This is a genomic window from Bacillus sp. OTU2372 (genome assembly GCF_038440275.1).
Lineage (GTDB): Bacteria > Bacillota > Bacilli > Bacillales > Cytobacillaceae > Neobacillus > Neobacillus bataviensis_B.
Genome location: NZ_JASATK010000012.1, coordinates 111,823 through 130,012, shown reverse-complemented (window position 1 = coordinate 130,012; position 18,190 = coordinate 111,823). Strand labels below are relative to the sequence as shown.

Here is an 18,190-nt window from a genome sequence, read left to right as displayed (position 1 = left end):
TATGAAATTGATTTTACCTCTTTTTCATAAATGACCCCCTTTTAATTATATATTTTTTGGATCCAGCTGCTCGTCAGCTGGATTTTTTTTGCCCAATTGACCTAGCATCCTCCCGTGAACGCCGTGTAGCCATGCACCGCCCACCCAAAATTGCATAGTTTAACATATGTTGATTGAAGGAGTGTGGAAAACGAATGGCATTTGAGATTCTCACGGTTGACCAAGTTATTCAAAGGTTAAAGGGCAGAAAGTACAAATATACTCAGGTACATCATACTTGGGAACCTAGTCACAATGATTTTAACGGCAAGAACCATCTCCAATTACAACAATCTATGAGGAATTACCATGTTAACACGCGTGGTTGGGACGATATCGGACAACATCTCACACTCATGCCAGATGGTTTATTTGTCACTGGCAGGCCTTTTAATGAAACACCGGCAGGTATCGCCGGCTACAATGAAGGGGCATTTATGACCGAGATGTTAGGCAACTTTGATATCGGCCATGATATATTAGAAGGCGCCCAGCTGAATTCAATGTTAAAATTGCAGCATTATCTTGTGACCGCCTGTGGGGCTAAAATTATGTTCCACCGCGAGCATGCTAGTAAGACTTGCCCTGGAACATCGATCGATAGAGACGAGTTTGTTAGCCGGGCAATCAATTATGATACCCTTCATCCTACCCTTGTTGCCGCTGCACATACAGAAGTACCCTCAATAACATCAACATCAAAACCATCATCCTCAACAAAATCAAGTCCCAATTTGTTAAAATTAGGAGATAAAGGTCCTGATGTAAAAAAACTGCAACAGTATCTGATCAAAGCTGGAGAAAGGCTCCCGAAATATGGGGCGGATAGTGATTTCGGAAAAGAAACAGAGGCTGCGGTAAGGTCGTTTCAAACAGATCATGGGCTTGCTGTCGATGGGATTGTTGGTCCAAAAACGAGGGCCAAACTTGAAGCAGGCGGGACTGCGGCGGCAAACCGCCCTTATCCAGGTCACCTGATTAAACGAGGCTCAAACGATGCCGCGAATACAAAACTGATTCAAAAAAGAGTAGGGGTAGCGCCAGATGGTATTTTCGGTCCAAAAACCGAAGCAGCCGTAAAGGCTTATCAAAAGAGCCATGGTTTAGTAGCGGATGGAATTGTCGGCCCGAAAACCTGGGCGGCTATGTATTAGGGAGGAATTATATACTGTCAGCTTATCTTTGGTATGCATGGCTGATAGATAGTGAAAAGACCTGCTGAAGCCGCAGGTCTTTAATTTTTTTATTTCTATTGGCATATGATCCATAGGTCCATTTTGTCGGGGCAATCACAACCAATTAGTTCTTACTTAAGTTTTTTTCAAAAATTAGATAGGACTTACCATTCTTTTAGGTATTTGGACAATCATTGTGGTGAACAGGCAATAAGATGAATTAGGACGGTGAAAAAATATGAAATTCTTCATTAATGTCACTAATTTTATCGTGGACAATCTTTCTAATAATGCCAACATTAATTATGGGCCCACCTATCAAAATAGCCATACAGCCAACTCTACCATCATTGGCAGCAATATAAATATTGGTGATAACGGCACGATTGTCTCGAAAATCATCAATAAAGGTAACCAAACCACGCTTCCTAAGGAAAGCGACAGTGAGCAAAACTAATTCATATGAAACTCAGTGAATATTAACATAAATACAATGCGAACACCAATAATGGTGACAGGCACCATTTCTCCTTTTTTGACAATCTAAACATTCTGAACTAAATAACCTCATCAGTAATAAAAAAGAGACCTAACAGTTTTATTTGTTAGGTCTCCGGGTATTGTATTATTAATCAATTATTAAGCTTCAGCTAGTAATCTAGTTTCTAGGAACCTAGCTTTTTCACAAACTAATTTAAGACGATGACTTTTACGGTTTTTCTTCCAAAAGCCAAAGCTTGTGCTTTTGTTGGCATTAAAATATCGATTCTGTGGCCCTTAATGGCGCCGCCTGTGTCACCAGCAATCGCTTGGCCATAGCCTTCCACCCAAACTCTGCTTCCAAGAGGAATAATTCTTGGGTCCACCGCAATTACTTTCATATTTGGATTCGCCTTAACATTAAGACCCGTAGCTGTACGTCCTGAGCAGCCCGCACAATCGGCAGTATACGCAGTTGCCGTTACATATATTTCTTTACCTTGCGCAGTAGTTTGCGCAGTACTTTTTGAAGCTCCGCTATTTTTTACTGGAGCAGCCACTGGTCTAGCTGTTGCTGCGCTCGCTTTTGCTGCGGCCGCACGTGCTTTTGCCTCTGCCTGCTCTTGTTGGATCGCTGCTTGAAGGTTCTTCATTTGTGACTCAATTCCCGCTTTTTCCTGCTGAGCTACTGCTACCTGCTGGGAAATTTGCGCGAATTTCTGTTGCATAACGGTTAAAGATTGTTGTCTTTTTTGAATATTTTCATCAAGCTGGGCCTGTTGGTCTGCAAGCGCTTTCTGATCTTCTTCTAAAACCTTCTCTTGACGGTCAATTTCTGCTTTATCTTCTTCGATTTGTTTTAGATCCTCTTGCTGCGCTGTCAAAATATCTTTGTCTGCATCAATTAATTCTGATGCTGCACTAGCACGCTGGATAAAATCTGAGATACTGTTAGATTCAAAGAATATGTTAATCATTAAATTGACATTGCTGTTTTGCTGCATTGCTACTGCCCGCTTTTTCATAACATCTTCCCGAGCAAGCATTTTATCCTCAATCACAACAATTTCTTCTTTTTTCTCTTCGATCAACTTATTGGTTGCATCGATCTTTTCCTGTGTCTTTGCCATTGCCTCTCTGTTCTTAGCAATTTCATCGGCAAGGGTTGTTAATTCTGCTTGAATATTTTCTATTTCTTTATTAACCGTTTGTTGTTCTTGTACTTTTTGTTCTACTACTTGTTGCTTCTGCTCCAGCTGGGCTTCGGCGTTATGTAGCGCTTCAGTGTTTGTTTGTGCATATGTAACCATTGAACCTGATACACATAACATAGTTGTAAGTAACACGAGAATTATACGCTTTTTTGTCGTTGGCATACGCTTCTCCCTCCTTAGTTACTATATTTATACCAGACTAATGTAACATTCATGTTACAGAAAGAATAAAAGTGTATCACAATTTGTCTTATTTCTATAAAAAGTGTCTAATCTGTGGCATAACAGTGTCAACTTTTGGGCAGCGTGGATATATGACCAAACTCCATATTTTAATATAGTTAATTACAGTTTAATACAGTGAAAATACCATTTACGGTGACAGGCACCGGCTTTTCTACGACAAGGATGCGCTCTTTTTTCTTTTTTCGCGGCCGTGTTTTACGATAGGGTGAGGTCCCTAAATAGGTAATCCTGTCCCCTTTCTTCATAATAAAATTGCTGAATACTTGTACAACTTCTTCTTCCGTAAGAATTTTGCTGCTTTCTGCTATTCGCAAGGAATTGTGCTCGTAGGAGAGTATGATATGGTAAGATTTAATATGGATTGAAATATTGGCTTGTTCCTCTAGTGGGACCGATTGATAGGAATCGTTCATGGATGATGGGAAGGTTGAGAATGTCTTTTCTGATAATAAGAATGCATCGTAAATGCTCGGTTTTTTCGTAATCCGTATTTCTTGGCTATTAATAATTTCCCCAATAAACATCAATTTGCTATTATTCTCCAAACACAAAACCCCCATTAATGACAATTAGTTACACCAGATTTTATTATTCGACAATAATATCCTTTATTCCTTTAGTCCCCCTTTCGAAAAGCATCCTATTTCCCCATTTGTGCATGATTTTCACACAACGTTCACATTACAGTTTTTCAAACTATTAAACCGTTAAGTTAAAAACAAGAATGGTTTTTACGGCGGTGAAAGAGATGGCTCTATCAGAAAAATTAAGAGAACTGCGTGATAAGCAAAACTGGTCGCAAGAAACACTGGCGGACATGATGAAAATGCACCGGTCAACGATTAGTCGTTACGAAACAGGAAAAGCGATTCCCAACTACCAAACTGTCATACAATTTGCGGAGATCTATAAGGTAGAAAAAGAGTATCTAGTAGATGAACTCAATCAGCTTCTGCCAAATGTAGAGGCACCTCACCTGGATTTGTATTAAAGGAAAAACTCGAGGATCCGGATGTTGGCATGATTCTTCAGCTTTTGCAGGATGAGCCTGATTTAAAAAAGGCGCTTGTCGAGCTCCACCTCATGCACCCTAAACGCAAAAGTTTCTATTCCGACGCCTTTATTACGTTTATAAGAGTAAATAAGAAGCATAAAGACAAAATGTGACATCAAAAAAGCCGCTGATACGAATTCAGCGGCTTCTTTTTTAAAAAACAGGGGGGTTTTTCAACTAGTTTGCCCTGTCCGCTGAATTCTATACCTTTATTATTCAGAAAAATTATAAAAAAATCGGCATCATATAAGATGCCGGAATGACGGGGATACATCGGGGAAATGTTTGATTTTTTATACTAAGGGAAAATGAATATATTTTTTAAACTCGCTGTTACACGAGCCCCAAAGGGTGAAATTCAATAGCAGGTCATAGATGTAATGGAAATTTTCCAGGAGAATGGTGATGATGCCTTGGGTAGATTACTAGGGGGTCTCGTTCCTTGATGATATGCTGCTGCTCCCGAATCAGACATTCTAACTGACGGACCCGGACTTGCAGGCTGTCCACATTTTTATTGGCCTTACCAACCATTTTAATTAAACTCTCAAGCAGCTGCTCCAGATTGTTAAGGTCATCCTCATGAAATCCCAACGGCTGTCTCCTCCTTTTTTGGTTCCGGTACCACATCGTGCGGCTTGGCACTTAGGAAACGGATGGTTTCCGCCACTACTTCCGTGACATATACCCTTTTGCCCTCCTTATTATCGTAATTGCGCGATTGCAGTCTGCCGGTAATTCCTACCACCGCTCCTTTTCGACAGTATTGGCATGTGTTTTCTGCCGCCTTCCGCCAAATTGTACACTGAACAAAGTCCGTCTCAAACTCACCATTATGATTGCGAAACGGGCGATTCACAGCAAGCGTAATTTGCGTCACAGCCGTTCCTTCTGTCGTCTTTCTTAATTCTGGATCTCGGGTTAACCGGCCGACAAGTGTGACTTGGTTGATCATGCTTTCACTCCTTCACCATTTGATGGCTTTATCATAGCGCTTTTGTTACACTGGTGTAAAATGACGATAAGGCAATTATCAGGACTGTTTTTGTCATGAATTTCAATTTATCCTCCCTGTTTTCGTCATTCATCTACTCGTTTTTCCCTGTTAACCTAGATTAACCAAGTTTCGACAAAAACTTTTCGACATTTGCTTTCTAACGACATATGTTATAATTAGGAAAAATGATATAGGAGGTAGCGATGAAATCTTTTAAATTATACTCATTGGATGTAGTGGATGATGGAAATTCAGTGGAAATCCCATTAGTGGATGGCTTAATTTTGAACAAAGAAGACGAACACTCCACCTGGCTGCTTGAAGCTTATACAGACCTGTCCCTCTATGATTATTTTAAAAAAATCTCCGAGGAGGACCGTGATATCATCATTGAAGCGGTTATCACCAAGAAAGAGAACGCCCCTGCCTATTTTCAAACCAAGATTTGCTCGCTGATTAAATTCGAAAAACATATAAGTGTCCTGTTTCAAGGCCAGTTGCGCCGGAATAAGAGTGATTATTCTGAGCTATTGCTCGACAGCCTGATTGAAAAGGGGCTCAAAGGACCGGAACTACTTAAAGAATTCAAGGAAAAAATGCAAAGTAAACCAAAAATCAAAGTGAAGAATCCTTAGAAACCAGCCCTGGCTGGTTTTTTTATTTGTCAATTTTTTTGTTGCCTTTTTGGGTATTTTTAGGGGATACTTAAATGACAAAGGGGGAGTTTTTTTGGAGAGTTTAATTGGCTTTCTTATTAGTTTAGCATTTGCCATTTTTTTATTTATTGATGCACCTAAGCATAACAAGAGCCGCTGGTTGTGGGCCATTTTAGGGTTTATCTTTGGCCCGATTGCGCTTGGGATTTATTTTATCAAAACAGGCCGTAAGGTAGCAGGATGGATCATTACGATACTCGCGATTCTTGTCTATGTTGTGATTATTGTCCTGATTGCTTTAGCTGCGGCATTAATGGTCAACGGATTTTCTTGAGGAAAAGGACAGGCAGCACGCCTGTCCCTTTTTTTTAACGATCTCGGTTGTCTCGATCATTCCGATCAAGGTCATCTTCAATGATTTCTTCCTGCTTTGTGTTGATGTCTTTCACAGGGTCTTTGTCGGTGTCGGTGTTTGTGTCATTTGTATTTCTAAAACGATCATTGTCGTTAACGTCATCGTCATCGATATTATTATTGTCGATCAAATTATCGTTGTTGTCATCCCTTAGGTTGTTATCCGCAGGATTTTGGATATTATTCCTAACTTTGTTATCGGTGATTGGCGCATTTTTATCATCATCATTGTTGTTACATCCGACTAAAACTACCCCTGACAAGATAGAACCAATGAGTAATTGAAAAAGCTTTTTCTTCAAAGTAAGGTCCCCTTTCGCAAACTGATTTGCCTTCTTAGGGTACCCTCCAATTGATTACTTTTATCCAAAAAAACGACTGAGATTCCCCAGCCGCTGTTGTAAACTATTCCTTTTTGTCTCCAAGTGCAAAGGTGATTTCTGCTTCACAAGCAATTTCACCGTCAACCGTCGCAACGGCTTTACCCCTGCCAATAGGTCCGCGCAAACGAGTCATTTCCACTTCCAGGCGAAGCTGATCACCAGGTTTAACTTGTTTTTTAAAACGGCAATTGTCAATTCCTGCAAAAAAAGCTAAGCGGCCGCGGTTCTCTTCTTTTTTTAACATCGCGACAGCCCCGACCTGTGCAAGTGCCTCAACGATGAGTACGCCAGGCATAACAGGATAATCTGGGAAGTGACCGTTAAAAAACTCTTCATTAGCAGACACATTCTTTATACCGATCGCTCTCTTGCCCTCTTCCACTTCCAAGATACGGTCGACAAGTAAAAATGGGTAGCGGTGCGGGATGATTTCTTTGATTTGTTCGATATCCAACATATTTAGTACCTCCTCCTAGTAACTGATTCCATTCTACTATATAGAAATAGGAAGGGCAATTGCTCCCTTCCTGATTATTTCTTATCGACTAAATCCATTATATGTGTCCATGTTGATCCTTTAAATACATCTCCCACATCTCCGCCGCCAAGCATACCATATCCAACCGCTGCTCCCGCTGTCACACAGATAAATACACTAACTACTAAAAGAACAAGACGAAGCCAGATCGGAATCAAACGAATCCGAACCCGTTTATTGGCTTGAGGCGCTGGTGCGGAATCTGTCTTTTCCACCACTTTGGTAGATTGCAGTACCTCTTGTTTTGCCTTTTTATGTTCTTCTCTCGTTCTGACTTGTCCATTATTTCCTGTCATTCATTAATTCCCCTTTAACCAAATTCCGCGCTTTCCACGAATTTGGCGAGTTAATACATATTATAACCGGTTTAATATCTCTATTATAAAAAATTATTCCGAAATACTCATTATTTTTTTTCTGGAAGGAGCAGGGAAGGAGCAGGGGGACGGTTCCCATGCTTCTTTGGAAGCGGAAGAACCGTCCCCCATGCCCCAAAATAAAAAAGCCCAATGACGTGAGGCTTGTCCAGCCTGGTTCATTAGACTTTTGTTGGGTTGATGTTTATCCTAGTTTGCGGTTTGGAATGCGGTCAATGTTATCAAGCATGATGCCTGTGCCGATTGCTACGCAATCCATTGGGTTTTCAGCAACCAATACCGGTACCTTAAGTTCTTCAGCAAGGAGCATGTCGATGCCGTGCAGTAATGCACCGCCTCCGGTTAGAATCACACCGCGGTCAATAATATCGGCAGAAAGTTCTGGCGGGGTACGCTCAAGTACACTTTTTGCTGCTTGAACGATAACAGCCACTGATTCACGCAATGCGCCTTCGATTTCTTCAGAATAAACGGTAATGGTACGAGGCAGTCCGCTCACCATGTCACGGCCGCGAATTTCCATTTCCTCTTTGCGGGAACCTGGGAAAACGGTACCGATGTTAATTTTAATATTTTCAGCCGTGCGCTCCCCGATCAATAGCTTATACTCGCGCTTGATATGGTTGAGGATCTCCATGTCGAACTTATCGCCGGCCATTTTGATGGAGGAGGAAGTCACGATATCGCCCATTGAAAGTACGGCTACATCTGTTGTTCCTCCCCCGATATCTACTACCATGTTACCGCTTGGCTGGAAGATGTCCATTCCGGCACCAATTGCCGCCACCTTTGGCTCTTCTTCCAAGTAAATCTTTTTACCGCCGCTTTTTTCAGCAGCTTCCCTGATCGCCTTTTGCTCAACGCTAGTGATGTTCGTTGGACAGCAAATTAGGATGCGAGGCTTCGATAAAAAGCCTTTTACGTTCAATTTATTTATAAAGTGCTTTAGCATCGCTTCTGTCACATCAAAGTCAGCGATTACGCCATCTTTAAGCGGTCGGATCGCCACGATGTTTCCAGGTGTACGGCCGACCATGCGGCGTGCTTCTTCACCTACAGCTAAAACCCTATTTGTATTTTTATCAATCGCCACGACGGAAGGTTCATTCAGTACAATTCCACGGCCTTTTACGTGAATTAGCACGTTGGCCGTTCCTAAGTCAATCCCAATATCCCTTGCAAACATTCTCTTTTCTTTCCTCCTTGGAAACAAAAATCCAGATACTTTCCCTAATTGACAATTGTACCATATTCCTTAAGTTTTCCATAACAATTTAATGTAATTATAATGTCTTTTTGGAGGATTTTGTTGAAGCTTAGGAGTTCCGGATAAAAAAATCGAACTGTTTGCATGAAAAGAGCAATCTGGGATCAGATTGCTTGTTTCACCTTTTTTAGGCTTCAATGGAAGGTCCAGTTAAATGAGGTTCCTTTGGAAAGTGGCTTAAACTTACTTTACAGCCTCACCTTCCTTTTCTTCTTTCTGATATTTCATTTTTGTCGCCTCTCCACCCCTGAGGTGACGAATTGATTTATGGTAATCAAGTATTTCCTTTACCTCATTTGCCAAATCTGGATTAATCTCAGGAAGTCTTTCTGTCAAATCCTTATGGACCGTACTTTTGGATACGCCAAACTCCTTCGCAATGACGCGAACCGTTTTCCTCGTCTCCACGATATACTTTCCAATCTTGATAGTTCTCTCTTTGATGTAATCGTGCACACTCTCGCCCTCCCTAAATTGGATGTGAGAAGTGTGAAATGAGACCCGCTTATCACTTCGACGAATTCTACTTCCGTGTGTAGTATTAATGGTGACAGGCACCACAAAAAGACATTATCCACGCTAGGCGGACACTGGTTGCATATTTGTTCCACACGGCAGAAAGTGGTTACCTTCTGTCAATACAATGAATAATCATGTCCCCGGCTGAATACCCGCTATCTTCAAACGACTCCTCACCTCAAACACTCTCTTTGTAAAGGTTTGTAACCATTTTATTAGCTTGGATAAGGGTTTATGCACAAAATAGACAATCGGGACAAGGCGGGTCAGGAAACCTTTTGAAAATAGGACATTTTCAATTTTTTCGACATTCGCCGGAAACCCACGTCTCCCAAGGGTTCCCCCCTATTCAAAATTAGAATGGCCTAATAACTTGTGAAGAATTTTGTCGAAGGATTTTTTTGAAAAATATTATTTTAATGCAATTTGTTTATCGATTTTTGCGAAAAATGGCTTGGAAAAATTTAAATTCCCCCGCTCGTCCAGCCCCGGGAAGACTCTACTTGCCTGTTCAAAATATTATATAATGGTCCTATCATAAATTATGCTCACTTAATAATTAATTGGAAAGGAACTCACTTCATGACCCCATTTACGGAAAATGTCATACAAATTATTCGCAGCATCCCGGAGGGCAAGGTCATGACGTATGGCCAAATCGCCGCGCTTGCCGGAAGCCCACGTGCCGCCCGCCAGGTTGTTCGTGTCCTTCACTCCATGAGCAGGAAATATAAGCTTCCTTGGCACCGTGTTATCAACAGCCAAGGCAAGATCGCCCTATCAGACGACGAATCTTACCATGAGCAGCTGTTCTCCCTCGAAAGTGAAGGTGTTGAAATTGGCCTGAATGGCGTCATTGATTTAAAAAAATATCAATTTCACCCTGAGGAATAGAGATGATCTGCTCTTCCAACAGGCCCTATCAAACTTAGGAGGAATTTCCCAGAATATTCCTCGCGGCAGAATCCAAAGAACTACATTTCAAAAAAGTAACATCACAGAAAAAAAGTCCAAATCTCGTAAAAGCCTTGAGCCCCAAGGTTTTTTTACTGCAAAAATGTATCACAACGGGCTGATCAGCCTGGTGCTAACATTCATAACGTTATGGATGTTTTACTAGGGTTTTATTTTTTAAAATCGTTTGCATCCAATTGGTAATCACAATCTAACGAAGAAAAGGGGAAAATTTTCAATTGTCTTAGAAAACATTCTCAGGAGTGGACTTTTGACTCTGCTAAAGAAGGCCGCGGCGGCAGCTTAGGTTTCCACAATTTAGCCACTGGTGATGTGGATAACGATGGCTTTGATGAAATTTTTACTGGCTCGTTGACGCTTGATCAGGCGGCAGCAATCTCTATGCTACGGACGGTAATATGGGGCGCGAACAAGGCTCTCATGGTGACGCTTCACATATTGGGGCATTTGATCCTGACCGCGAAGGACTTAGTGTCTTTGAAGTTCATGAAATTCCGGCTGTTGCCTCTGAGGAGCTCCATGACGGGGCAACAGGGGAAACCTTGATGTCCTACTATGCTCTGTTGATGCAGGCCGTGGTGTGGCGGCAAACAACACCACAAGCCCCGGTTATGAGTATTGGGGAGCTACTGGCTCGACGTTTGCAACTGGCGGTGGGATTTACACCATGTCCAAGGCGATGTCGAAGCAGACAAAAAGCCAAGCGGACTATCGACTAACTTTGCCCTTTATTGGGATGGCAACCTGTTCCAGGAATTACAAGATGATACATCTATTACGAAATATAACGAGAACACAGGTAAGGTGTATCCTTTAAAATCTTTTGCAGGTGTTCACAGTAATAACGGTACAAAGGCGACGCCAACGCTGCAAGCTGATATCCTTGGAGACTGGCGTGAAGAGGTTCTCCTTCCAACAACGGACGATACAGAGCTTAGAGTGTTTAGTACGACCACCCCGACTAACTACAGACTGTATACCTTGATGCAGGATCCTTTGTACAAAAACGGAATCGGCTGGTATTTTTAAAATAGCAGGTAAGTTCACAAGACCGGCAGGTAAGCCCTAATTCCCCTGCTCCTAAAATCCCCCCTTTTTATCCAATAAAAAAGCACAAGTGACATAAAAACCTCACTTGTGCTCCCATCTTATTTCCATTTCTCAAACAAACTCTTCACTTTCTTCACCGGCACCTGCGATCCGCCCCGGCCTTGGACATTCTCGACCATCATTGCCACCATCAAGCTCGGATTATCCGAATTATAAGCAATAAACCAGCCATTTTCCGTGCCCGTTTCACCTTGCTTCAGCTTGATCTCCGCCGTCCCCGTCTTGCCTGAGAGCGGATACCCAGAAATCTCAGCAGCATGCGCCGTTCCGGCTGCATCGCTTACAACCTTGCGCAAATCCGCTCCTATCACTCCGACATTATCAGCCGAAACCACCGCTTCCTTCCAAACCTGCCCCTGCTGCTCATCCGCCAGCAAAATCGGTTTAATCATATTGCCGCTATTCACAAAAGGCGTATAGGAGGCCATCAAATGAACGATACTCATCTGCACCTGACCCTGGCCGTAGCCTGAGTCAGCAAGCGCGATATCATTTCCCATCGAACCGGTCATCGACTTCTCAAGAGGATACGGATACCCGAGCTCCTCTTCAAAGCCAAACTTCTTCAATCCCTCGACAAACTTGTCTTTCCCGATTTTCAATGCTGCCTGCGCAAAATAAATATTATCTGAATACACAAGCGCCTTTTCCAGGTTCACAGGATCCGTTCCGGCATGAACCCTCGTCACAAAGTAGTTGCCCCAGGATTTATCCTTTTGCCATTGCTTACCGATAATCGGCACCGCTTCACCTGGCACAAGCGTACCATTCGCCAAACCGACCGCGGCCGTCAAAGGTTTCATCACCGATCCCGGTGCATATGCCTGTTTAAATCGAGTCGTCAACGGCTTCTTCGGATCATCCTGAAGCGTCTTCCATTCTTCCGCAGAAAAACCGAGCACCGCCTGATTCGGGTCAAACGACGGGCTGCTGACAAGCGCGAGTGTCTCACCAGTCAACGGGTTCATCGCTGCCGAAGCCCCCGCCTCGCCGCCCATCTCGGTAAACACCGATTTCTGCATCTCAGCATCAATCGTCAGCTTGACATCCTTGCCGTCAACCACCGGCTTCTCGGCCAGCACCACATTCGCTGCCCCGGCGGCCTTCTTCTTGATGACAATCTTCACGCCGCTCGTCCCCTTCAGTTGCTCATCCAGCACCTGTTCAAGGCCGCGCTTTCCAATCACATCGCTGCTTGTGTAGCCCTTATCTTTGAGCTTCTCAAGCTCATCGGCTGTAATCGCCCCGACATAGCCGACAAGCTGTGCCGCGGACTGCCCGTAAGGATAAACGCGCGCATCTACCTTGCGTGTCTGCACCGGCTCCAACGCCACCAACTGCGTGATCCGTTCTTTATCGTTCATCGACACCTTCTTCAAAGGCACAAACTGCCCCGGTTTCACCCAGCTTGACCCGAGCGCCTTCTTAATCTGCTCTGGTGTCATTTTTAACAAAGGCGCCAACTGCGCAATGACAGGATCATCCGCTTTTCCTGCGACCACTCCGACCTCGTACACCTGGCCATTCACCGCCAGACCCGAGCCGTTACGGTCAAGGATCTCACCTCGTTTCGGCGCCGTCGTGCTTACGCCAATCGTGTCGCCTTCCTTCAATCCTTTAAAAATAAACTCGGTATTCCATTCTACATACCAGTTCTTGTTAGCGTCTCTTTTTTCTTCTTGCAATCTAGCTTGCTGTGTATATTTTATCGGTCCAGCGATACTATCCATGCTGGTGGTAAAAGAATATTGGGCTTGTTCCTTGTCGCCCTGACTCTCTTTCGGCTTTTTGAAGTCAATCTTGAGGTTGTTAATCTGAAGGTCAGCGTAGAGTTTTTGATAACGACTTGCAAACTGTTCCTTGGTGATATTCTTTTTTACATCACTAGAAAGATAATCATACATTTTCGTAAACTTTTGCTGGTTCCATAAGGCTATGTAATCGGAGAATCGTTGTTCTGGGGTGGGTTCCTTACTGCAGCCTGCAAGAGCTGTAATGATGAGCAGGAGCAGGATCCCTATCATTTTTTTCAAAACCAAATCCCTCCTTTTATTACCATTTTAACATATATGCACAAGGAAACGGTTTTAATGTAAAAAATGTGTCCAAGCCCCATTTACATCGAATGTCACATTTAAGAAAATATTAATCGTTTATTAATAGTTTGTTCATATCTAGGCGCTATACTATGTTTATTCACACTTATTCAAACCCCCTTTGATAATCCGGCCTTGGTGCCGGATTTTTTTTGCTCAAAAAGGGAGCGCGGGGACGGTACTCATGCTTCCGAAGCATGAGTACCGTCCCCGCGCTAACCTGCACACAAAAAAAAGAGGAAAGTATTTATTCCCCTTCCCCTTTGCAAAGCTATTATGAGTTGCTGTTATCTGTAGAGTTGCTTGAATCATTTGTAGCCGGATCTTCAATTTTTTGTTGGTCTTGCTTTACGTCCGGAGTTTTTGATGATTCTTTACTATCATTCGTAAGGGTGTCTTCTTGCAGTGTGCTCAACGATTTTTCGAAGTAGTTTGTTGGATTTACTGCTACACCGTCTTTACGGATTTCAAAATGTACATGGGTTCCAGCTTTTTCATTGAACAAGCTTTGTCCAGCCTTGGCAATAACTTGATCTTGTTTTACTTGGTCGCCAACCTTCACTTTTATGTCTTTAACAGATTGGTATTGTGTAACAATTCCATTGTCATGATCGATTTCAATGACATTACCTAGGGTTGCATCTTCTTCGACACGTGTAACGGTTCCGCTAAGTGATGCGGTCACATCAAAGCTTTCGCCTTTTTTCGTTGTGATGTCGATACCAGTATTCGGTACATACGTATTATTGTAGAATACTAATGCCGATTCCTGGTCTGCTGCTTTGCCTTGGAAATCATAGAATTTGGTTTTTACGACAGCATCATCGGCGTTTGCTACTGGCATTTTGAAGTTTTCAATTGCTTTGTTGACTTCAACTGCTGGAGCGTCGTTCTTTTTACCGGAAAGGTCAGTGGCCTTGTAATCATACTTATTTGTGTTGCTGCTTGATGATTGATACCATAGAACCCCGGTTAAAATGATTGCTGCACTTGCGATATAAATGGCTGGAAATACCCAACGCTTTTTGAAAAAGCGCTTTACACTGGAACTTTGAGAAGATCGCTTGTTTTCTTCCTCTCTCATTTTCATCACCTCAGCAATCATTCTGAACAGATAAGTAGAATTATATACACGGCGATAAAAAAATTTTTAAAACTTATTTTTCGACAGTGAGGATGTTTTTATGCATTCTTTTTGTAAAAATTTTTCAGGGGTAGTTTATGGGGCTGGGGTGTTTGCATATGTTTTGAAAAAAAGAGCTTGGATCCCCAAGCTCTTTTTTGACGTTATAAATAGGAGCGGTAGTAAAATAGCATGCTGGCGAATGATAGGATTGTATAGGCCAAAGAGGTGATGAATACTAGGCTGGGTGAAAACTCAAACTTTTCTCCATGCGTTTTAACCCCAGTTGAGCTCTGGATGCTTCCATCAACGATTCTGGTGGTTACGCCCCCCTTGGAGGTGAAGAACCAGATAACAACCCTTGCCGCAAAGCCCACTACAAAGGCATAATCAATGAATTTGGTATTCGTATAGTGAGTGATTCCAAGGGTAAGTACCATTAACACGATTAAAGTAATTATTATCGTTAGTATTTTTTTTAAAATCTCTCCCCCTTTTTTATATATATTCACATAATAACGTAATTTTAGAAATATTTTCTGTCTTTGTAGGATCCGGTATAGGCTAATCCCAGCTGGCGCAGAATTCGGTGTGCGGTCTTTGGGGAGTCTATTTGAAAAAAATGGCGAAGCTCTTGATTGCTTATGGTCGGCTTACATAAGAGAAAGTAGTGATTAATTGCTTGGATGTGAGCGGTTTTGGATTTATTTTTACAATGAGGGCATACCCACGTACCGTATTTGTAGCTCATGGCTAGGCACCCGCACTTAGGACAGTGGACGCCGGTAAGGATTTCATCTTGGGATAGGTGGAAATGGTCGAGGATGTCGGTATTCTCAGGAGTATGGCTCGCTAATAGGAGGCGCTTAAGTTTGCGGAGTTCTTTTTGATTCAGCTTTTCCTTTTGATTCATATTTGCGGTTTGGTTGATTTTTTCGACGAGTCCCTCGCTGTTACAGATAAACCGGAGAATCTGCTCGTTCCCCTGCTCGACTCTAATAAGTGCTTTTTCGTTGCTGTTAACAAATTGGTAATAGATTGGGTATTCACCAAAATGGTGCTTCTTGAGCCATTTGCTAAGCTTTAGGGCCTGAAGTTTTGCTTGCAGTACGGGATTTGGAATGCGCTCTTCTTTACCGGGTGTTTGAATTGTGGTCTGATTGAGGTATTTTTTAAAGTGATATTCACCGATTCTATTTTTGACTTCAAGGATGAGGCCAAAGGTGGTGGTTAGTAGGAGGATATCAATCTGAAAATAGTATATGCCTAACGGAAGTCGGAGGTGGTGGAAAATAAGATATTTTTCCTCGGGTAGCATGCTCAGATAGAAATCTAGTGATTTTTCACCCTTGTATCCCGCTAGTCGACTTTTGTATTCATTTATTAGTGTGGGTCGAATGGGGTGGTTGGGGGTAATCCGAGTGTCAAGTGCTTGGATTTTTTGAATAAGTACTGGAAGTGTGAGTTCTTTCGCAAACAAATACATCATTCCTTTCTTTTTTATAAAACTTCTTTACTTTTACCCGATTTCCTGCACGAATTATTTGTCGATTTTATGAATTATTTTGAAGATGGTGGATTATTGGGATCGAAGTTTCCGTTTTTAAAAGAGAGGATTCTTTACCTACCACTTTGAACCAAATACCTGCCTTTTTTCAAAAATACCGGCCAATTCTTATTCTTACCGGACTCTTTTTACAATTTACCGGACACTCCCCAAAAAAGTACTCCGTGGGGTACCTTCTCTTCTCCTGTCGAAGTTTCCGTTTTTAAAAGAGAGGATTCTTTACCTACCACTTTGAACCAAATACCTGCCTTTTTTCAAAAATACCGCCCAATTCTTATTTTTACCGGACTCTTTTTACAATTTACCGGACACTCCCCAAAAAAGTACTCCGTGGGGTACCTTCTCTTCTCCTGTCGAAGTTTCCACTTTTAAAAGAAAGGCCTTTTTACCTGCCACTTTGAACCAAATACCTGCCTTTTCCAAAAAATACCTGCCAATTTTCATTTTTACCAGACACTTTTTTCAATTTATCAGACACTCCCCAAAAAGGTACTCCGTGGGGTACCTTCTCTTCCTCTGTGGAAGTTACCATTTTAAAAGAAAGAATCCTTTATCTGCCACTTTGAACAAAATACCTGCCATTTTAAAAAAATACCTGCCAATTTTCATTTGTACCGGACACCCTTTACCAATTCCCCCCCACCACCTCCCGACAACCACTAAACACCAAAAAGCCAGGCTCACTACCTGGCTCAGATCACATTATTTTTGCGCAGTTAAAGTAGATAACATACTCTCTGCAGAGGCAATCTCTACCCCTTTATAATAATGCTTCACGATCTCCTTATAATCCGACCCATCCTCGGCCATACCGTTCGCACCGTATTGACTCATGCCAACACCATGCCCGAAGCCCTTCGTCGTAATCACAATATTATTACCCTTCCGCTGCCAAGAAAAATCGGACGACTTCAGATCCAATTTTTCACGAATATCCTTACCCGTTAACACCTTGCCATTAAAGTTTACTTTCGCAACCCTTTTTCCAGTGGTACGGGCGACAATTTTTCCGATCGTCGAACTTGAGCCAATTTTCACACCGAGCTTCGCTTCAAACGCTCTCACCGTTATCACCTTTTGATTGGAAAACTTCGGTGACTCTTTATCCCATGGACTCGCGACACTCCGCAAATAAGGAATACTGCCTGCCCAGTAATCCTCCGAGTCTTCGGTATAACCATTTCCGGTTGAAAAGAAGAGTGCATCTATCGGTTTTCCAGCATAGGTTAAAATCTGGCCGTCCGTCGAGCGAACTGCTTCGAGGACCTTTTTCTTTTTCCAAGCATAATCCTGGCCCCAATCTCGCCTCATTTCAGCATCATTCATATAAACCTGGTGGATTTGCGTATCCGTAACCTGCGCCCCCTTTGGCACGCCCATCGTATCCTTATTTACCAATCTGTTTACGATATATGTCCGTGCCGCCAGCGCCTGTGCCTTGAGTGCCTCTTCCTTAAAATCTGCAGGCATTTCGGCCGCCACAACCCCAACAAGATAATCTTCAAAAGGTACTTTTTCAGTTACCCCCTTGGCTGACCGAAAAACGGATACGGTTATGCCCGTCTGCGAGTCCACACCTGGGGCTGTATTCGTTTCTTTGGCCGAGGCCTTCGTTAGGTCTTCTCCTAGCTTTCCGCTCGTCTGATGCGCACCTGAGAAAGGTAATACAACAACACAGGGGATAATGATGGTTAAGGCAATGAGGAGCGATGCTAGTACGATGAGTGGTTTGATTTTATTCATGATCGTGCCTCCAGTTTGTAAAATTTGCAGCCAGCACAACCTGCCGGAATACATCTCCATTCATACATATGGAAGCGGACAAGCATTTATTACAGATTTTTCAGCGAAACATGTTGAAAATGGTGACAGGCACCGTTCCTACTCTACACATAATGGAAAACATAAAAATGGTGACAGCATCGATAGCAGCTTATCCAATGTAGAAAACTACTAAACG

Annotated in this window: 23 protein-coding genes; 10 read left to right on the top strand and 13 right to left on the bottom strand. The window is 42.6% G+C overall.

Annotated features, from left to right (window positions below; translation table 11 throughout):
- Window positions 1–194: 194 nt before the first annotated feature.
- The gene (locus tag AAHB15_RS18705; protein WP_335572625.1) at window positions 195–1,193 is read left to right on the top strand and encodes a peptidoglycan recognition protein family protein; all 999 of its coding nucleotides are present in this window, start codon (window positions 195–197) and stop codon (window positions 1,191–1,193) included.
- A gap of 259 nt (window positions 1,194–1,452) precedes the next feature.
- Window positions 1,453–1,671, top strand: coding sequence for a spore germination protein (locus AAHB15_RS18700; protein WP_335572624.1), 219 nt, complete (start codon window positions 1,453–1,455; stop codon window positions 1,669–1,671).
- A gap of 232 nt (window positions 1,672–1,903) precedes the next feature.
- Here the strand turns inward: AAHB15_RS18700 and AAHB15_RS18695 are convergent, their stop codons facing one another.
- Window positions 1,904–3,070: a 3D domain-containing protein gene (locus tag AAHB15_RS18695; RefSeq protein WP_342043057.1), complete on the bottom strand. Its 1,167-nt coding sequence runs from the start codon at window positions 3,068–3,070 to the stop codon at window positions 1,904–1,906.
- A 179-nt stretch (window positions 3,071–3,249) separates the two neighbouring features.
- The gene (locus tag AAHB15_RS18690) at window positions 3,250–3,699 is read right to left on the bottom strand and encodes a hypothetical protein (protein ID WP_335572622.1); all 450 of its coding nucleotides are present in this window, start codon (window positions 3,697–3,699) and stop codon (window positions 3,250–3,252) included.
- Between the two features lie 203 nt (window positions 3,700–3,902).
- On the opposite strand from AAHB15_RS18690, the gene AAHB15_RS18685 reads away from it, so the two are divergent.
- The gene (locus tag AAHB15_RS18685) at window positions 3,903–4,145 is read left to right on the top strand and encodes a helix-turn-helix domain-containing protein (protein WP_335572621.1); all 243 of its coding nucleotides are present in this window, start codon (window positions 3,903–3,905) and stop codon (window positions 4,143–4,145) included.
- A gap of 432 nt (window positions 4,146–4,577) precedes the next feature.
- Here AAHB15_RS18685 and AAHB15_RS18680 read toward each other — a convergent pair whose 3' ends face one another.
- Complete coding sequence (locus tag AAHB15_RS18680; protein WP_335572620.1) at window positions 4,578–4,802, bottom strand: hypothetical protein; 225 nt, start codon at window positions 4,800–4,802, stop codon at window positions 4,578–4,580.
- Window positions 4,789–5,163, bottom strand: a complete 375-nt coding sequence (ssb, locus tag AAHB15_RS18675) for a single-stranded DNA-binding protein (protein ID WP_335572619.1) — start codon at window positions 5,161–5,163, stop codon at window positions 4,789–4,791. The genes AAHB15_RS18680 and ssb overlap by 14 nt, the downstream gene beginning before the upstream one ends.
- Before the next feature lie 245 nt (window positions 5,164–5,408).
- Between ssb and AAHB15_RS18670 the strand changes: the two genes are divergently transcribed.
- Both AAHB15_RS18670 and AAHB15_RS18665 read left to right on the top strand, forming a co-directional pair.
- Complete coding sequence (locus AAHB15_RS18670) at window positions 5,409–5,840, top strand: YwpF family protein (RefSeq protein ID WP_335572618.1); 432 nt, start codon at window positions 5,409–5,411, stop codon at window positions 5,838–5,840.
- A gap of 94 nt (window positions 5,841–5,934) precedes the next feature.
- Window positions 5,935–6,195: a hypothetical protein gene (locus AAHB15_RS18665; RefSeq protein ID WP_098527834.1), complete on the top strand. Its 261-nt coding sequence runs from the start codon at window positions 5,935–5,937 to the stop codon at window positions 6,193–6,195.
- A 34-nt stretch (window positions 6,196–6,229) separates the two neighbouring features.
- Here the strand turns inward: AAHB15_RS18665 and AAHB15_RS18660 are convergent, their stop codons facing one another.
- The 5 genes from AAHB15_RS18660 to spoIIID all read right to left on the bottom strand — a co-directional run bounded on the left by AAHB15_RS18660 (window position 6,230) and on the right by spoIIID (window position 9,296).
- Entirely contained in the window at window positions 6,230–6,577 is a 348-nt protein-coding gene (locus tag AAHB15_RS18660; protein ID WP_335572617.1) for a hypothetical protein, read from the bottom strand.
- A 103-nt stretch (window positions 6,578–6,680) separates the two neighbouring features.
- On the bottom strand, window positions 6,681–7,115 hold the full coding sequence (fabZ, locus tag AAHB15_RS18655) for a 3-hydroxyacyl-ACP dehydratase FabZ (protein ID WP_335572616.1): 435 nt from the start codon (window positions 7,113–7,115) through the stop codon (window positions 6,681–6,683).
- Window positions 7,116–7,189: 74 nt separating this feature from the next.
- On the bottom strand, window positions 7,190–7,492 hold the full coding sequence (locus AAHB15_RS18650; RefSeq protein WP_335572615.1) for a DNA-directed RNA polymerase subunit beta: 303 nt from the start codon (window positions 7,490–7,492) through the stop codon (window positions 7,190–7,192).
- 265 nt (window positions 7,493–7,757) lie between these two features.
- On the bottom strand, window positions 7,758–8,759 hold the full coding sequence (gene mreB, locus AAHB15_RS18645; RefSeq protein ID WP_098527830.1) for a rod shape-determining protein: 1,002 nt from the start codon (window positions 8,757–8,759) through the stop codon (window positions 7,758–7,760).
- A 264-nt stretch (window positions 8,760–9,023) separates the two neighbouring features.
- Entirely contained in the window at window positions 9,024–9,296 is a 273-nt protein-coding gene (spoIIID, locus tag AAHB15_RS18640) for a sporulation transcriptional regulator SpoIIID (protein ID WP_040207082.1), read from the bottom strand.
- A gap of 645 nt (window positions 9,297–9,941) precedes the next feature.
- On the opposite strand from spoIIID, the gene AAHB15_RS18635 reads away from it, so the two are divergent.
- From AAHB15_RS18635 to AAHB15_RS18620, 4 genes are all read left to right on the top strand, one after another.
- Window positions 9,942–10,253 carry an MGMT family protein gene (locus AAHB15_RS18635; protein WP_335572614.1) on the top strand — a complete coding sequence of 104 codons (312 nt, stop codon included), beginning with the start codon at window positions 9,942–9,944 and terminating at the stop codon, window positions 10,251–10,253.
- A gap of 291 nt (window positions 10,254–10,544) precedes the next feature.
- Entirely contained in the window at window positions 10,545–10,880 is a 336-nt protein-coding gene (locus AAHB15_RS18630) for a rhamnogalacturonan lyase family protein (RefSeq protein WP_342043071.1), read from the top strand.
- Window positions 10,772–11,053, top strand: a complete 282-nt coding sequence (locus AAHB15_RS18625; protein WP_342043070.1) for a hypothetical protein — start codon at window positions 10,772–10,774, stop codon at window positions 11,051–11,053. The genes AAHB15_RS18630 and AAHB15_RS18625 overlap by 109 nt, the downstream gene beginning before the upstream one ends.
- Window positions 10,953–11,363: a rhamnogalacturonan lyase family protein gene (locus tag AAHB15_RS18620; protein WP_342043056.1), complete on the top strand. Its 411-nt coding sequence runs from the start codon at window positions 10,953–10,955 to the stop codon at window positions 11,361–11,363. The genes AAHB15_RS18625 and AAHB15_RS18620 overlap by 101 nt, the downstream gene beginning before the upstream one ends.
- A 119-nt stretch (window positions 11,364–11,482) precedes the next feature.
- Here AAHB15_RS18620 and AAHB15_RS18615 read toward each other — a convergent pair whose 3' ends face one another.
- The 4 genes from AAHB15_RS18615 to spoIID form a co-directional block, all read right to left on the bottom strand.
- The gene (locus AAHB15_RS18615; RefSeq protein ID WP_335572644.1) at window positions 11,483–13,468 is read right to left on the bottom strand and encodes a penicillin-binding transpeptidase domain-containing protein; all 1,986 of its coding nucleotides are present in this window, start codon (window positions 13,466–13,468) and stop codon (window positions 11,483–11,485) included.
- 346 nt (window positions 13,469–13,814) lie between these two features.
- Window positions 13,815–14,630: a peptidoglycan DD-metalloendopeptidase family protein gene (locus AAHB15_RS18610; RefSeq protein ID WP_420491152.1), complete on the bottom strand. Its 816-nt coding sequence runs from the start codon at window positions 14,628–14,630 to the stop codon at window positions 13,815–13,817.
- A 559-nt stretch (window positions 14,631–15,189) separates the two neighbouring features.
- The gene (locus AAHB15_RS18605; RefSeq protein ID WP_342043055.1) at window positions 15,190–16,143 is read right to left on the bottom strand and encodes an NERD domain-containing protein; all 954 of its coding nucleotides are present in this window, start codon (window positions 16,141–16,143) and stop codon (window positions 15,190–15,192) included.
- Window positions 16,144–16,932: 789 nt separating this feature from the next.
- Window positions 16,933–17,973: a stage II sporulation protein D gene (gene spoIID, locus AAHB15_RS18600; protein WP_335572611.1), complete on the bottom strand. Its 1,041-nt coding sequence runs from the start codon at window positions 17,971–17,973 to the stop codon at window positions 16,933–16,935.
- Here spoIID and AAHB15_RS18595 point away from each other — a divergent pair.
- The gene (locus AAHB15_RS18595; protein WP_342043054.1) at window positions 17,951–18,187 is read left to right on the top strand and encodes a hypothetical protein; all 237 of its coding nucleotides are present in this window, start codon (window positions 17,951–17,953) and stop codon (window positions 18,185–18,187) included. The genes spoIID and AAHB15_RS18595 overlap by 23 nt on opposite strands.
- Window positions 18,188–18,190: the final 3 nt, after the last annotated feature.

Excerpts from the sequence above, each read along its gene's own strand:
- mreB (WP_098527830.1), bottom strand. The coding sequence starts at position 8,759 with ATGTTTGCAAGGGATATTGGGATTGACTTAGGAACGGCCAACGTGCTA.
- AAHB15_RS18670 (WP_335572618.1), top strand. The coding sequence starts at position 5,409 with ATGAAATCTTTTAAATTATACTCATTGGATGTAGTGGATGATGGAAAT.
- AAHB15_RS18610 (WP_420491152.1), bottom strand. The coding sequence starts at position 14,630 with ATGAAAATGAGAGAGGAAGAAAACAAGCGATCTTCTCAAAGTTCCAGT.
- AAHB15_RS18705 (WP_335572625.1), top strand. The coding sequence starts at position 195 with ATGGCATTTGAGATTCTCACGGTTGACCAAGTTATTCAAAGGTTAAAG.
- AAHB15_RS18685 (WP_335572621.1), top strand. The coding sequence starts at position 3,903 with ATGGCTCTATCAGAAAAATTAAGAGAACTGCGTGATAAGCAAAACTGG.
- ssb (WP_335572619.1), bottom strand. The coding sequence starts at position 5,163 with ATGATCAACCAAGTCACACTTGTCGGCCGGTTAACCCGAGATCCAGAA.
- fabZ (WP_335572616.1), bottom strand. The coding sequence starts at position 7,115 with ATGTTGGATATCGAACAAATCAAAGAAATCATCCCGCACCGCTACCCA.
- AAHB15_RS18700 (WP_335572624.1), top strand. The coding sequence starts at position 1,453 with ATGAAATTCTTCATTAATGTCACTAATTTTATCGTGGACAATCTTTCT.
- AAHB15_RS18615 (WP_335572644.1), bottom strand. The coding sequence starts at position 13,468 with ATGATAGGGATCCTGCTCCTGCTCATCATTACAGCTCTTGCAGGCTGC.
- AAHB15_RS18695 (WP_342043057.1), bottom strand. The coding sequence starts at position 3,070 with ATGCCAACGACAAAAAAGCGTATAATTCTCGTGTTACTTACAACTATG.
- AAHB15_RS18635 (WP_335572614.1), top strand. The coding sequence starts at position 9,942 with ATGACCCCATTTACGGAAAATGTCATACAAATTATTCGCAGCATCCCG.
- AAHB15_RS18650 (WP_335572615.1), bottom strand. The coding sequence starts at position 7,492 with ATGACAGGAAATAATGGACAAGTCAGAACGAGAGAAGAACATAAAAAG.
- spoIID (WP_335572611.1), bottom strand. The coding sequence starts at position 17,973 with ATGAATAAAATCAAACCACTCATCGTACTAGCATCGCTCCTCATTGCC.
- AAHB15_RS18595 (WP_342043054.1), top strand. The coding sequence starts at position 17,951 with ATGAGTGGTTTGATTTTATTCATGATCGTGCCTCCAGTTTGTAAAATT.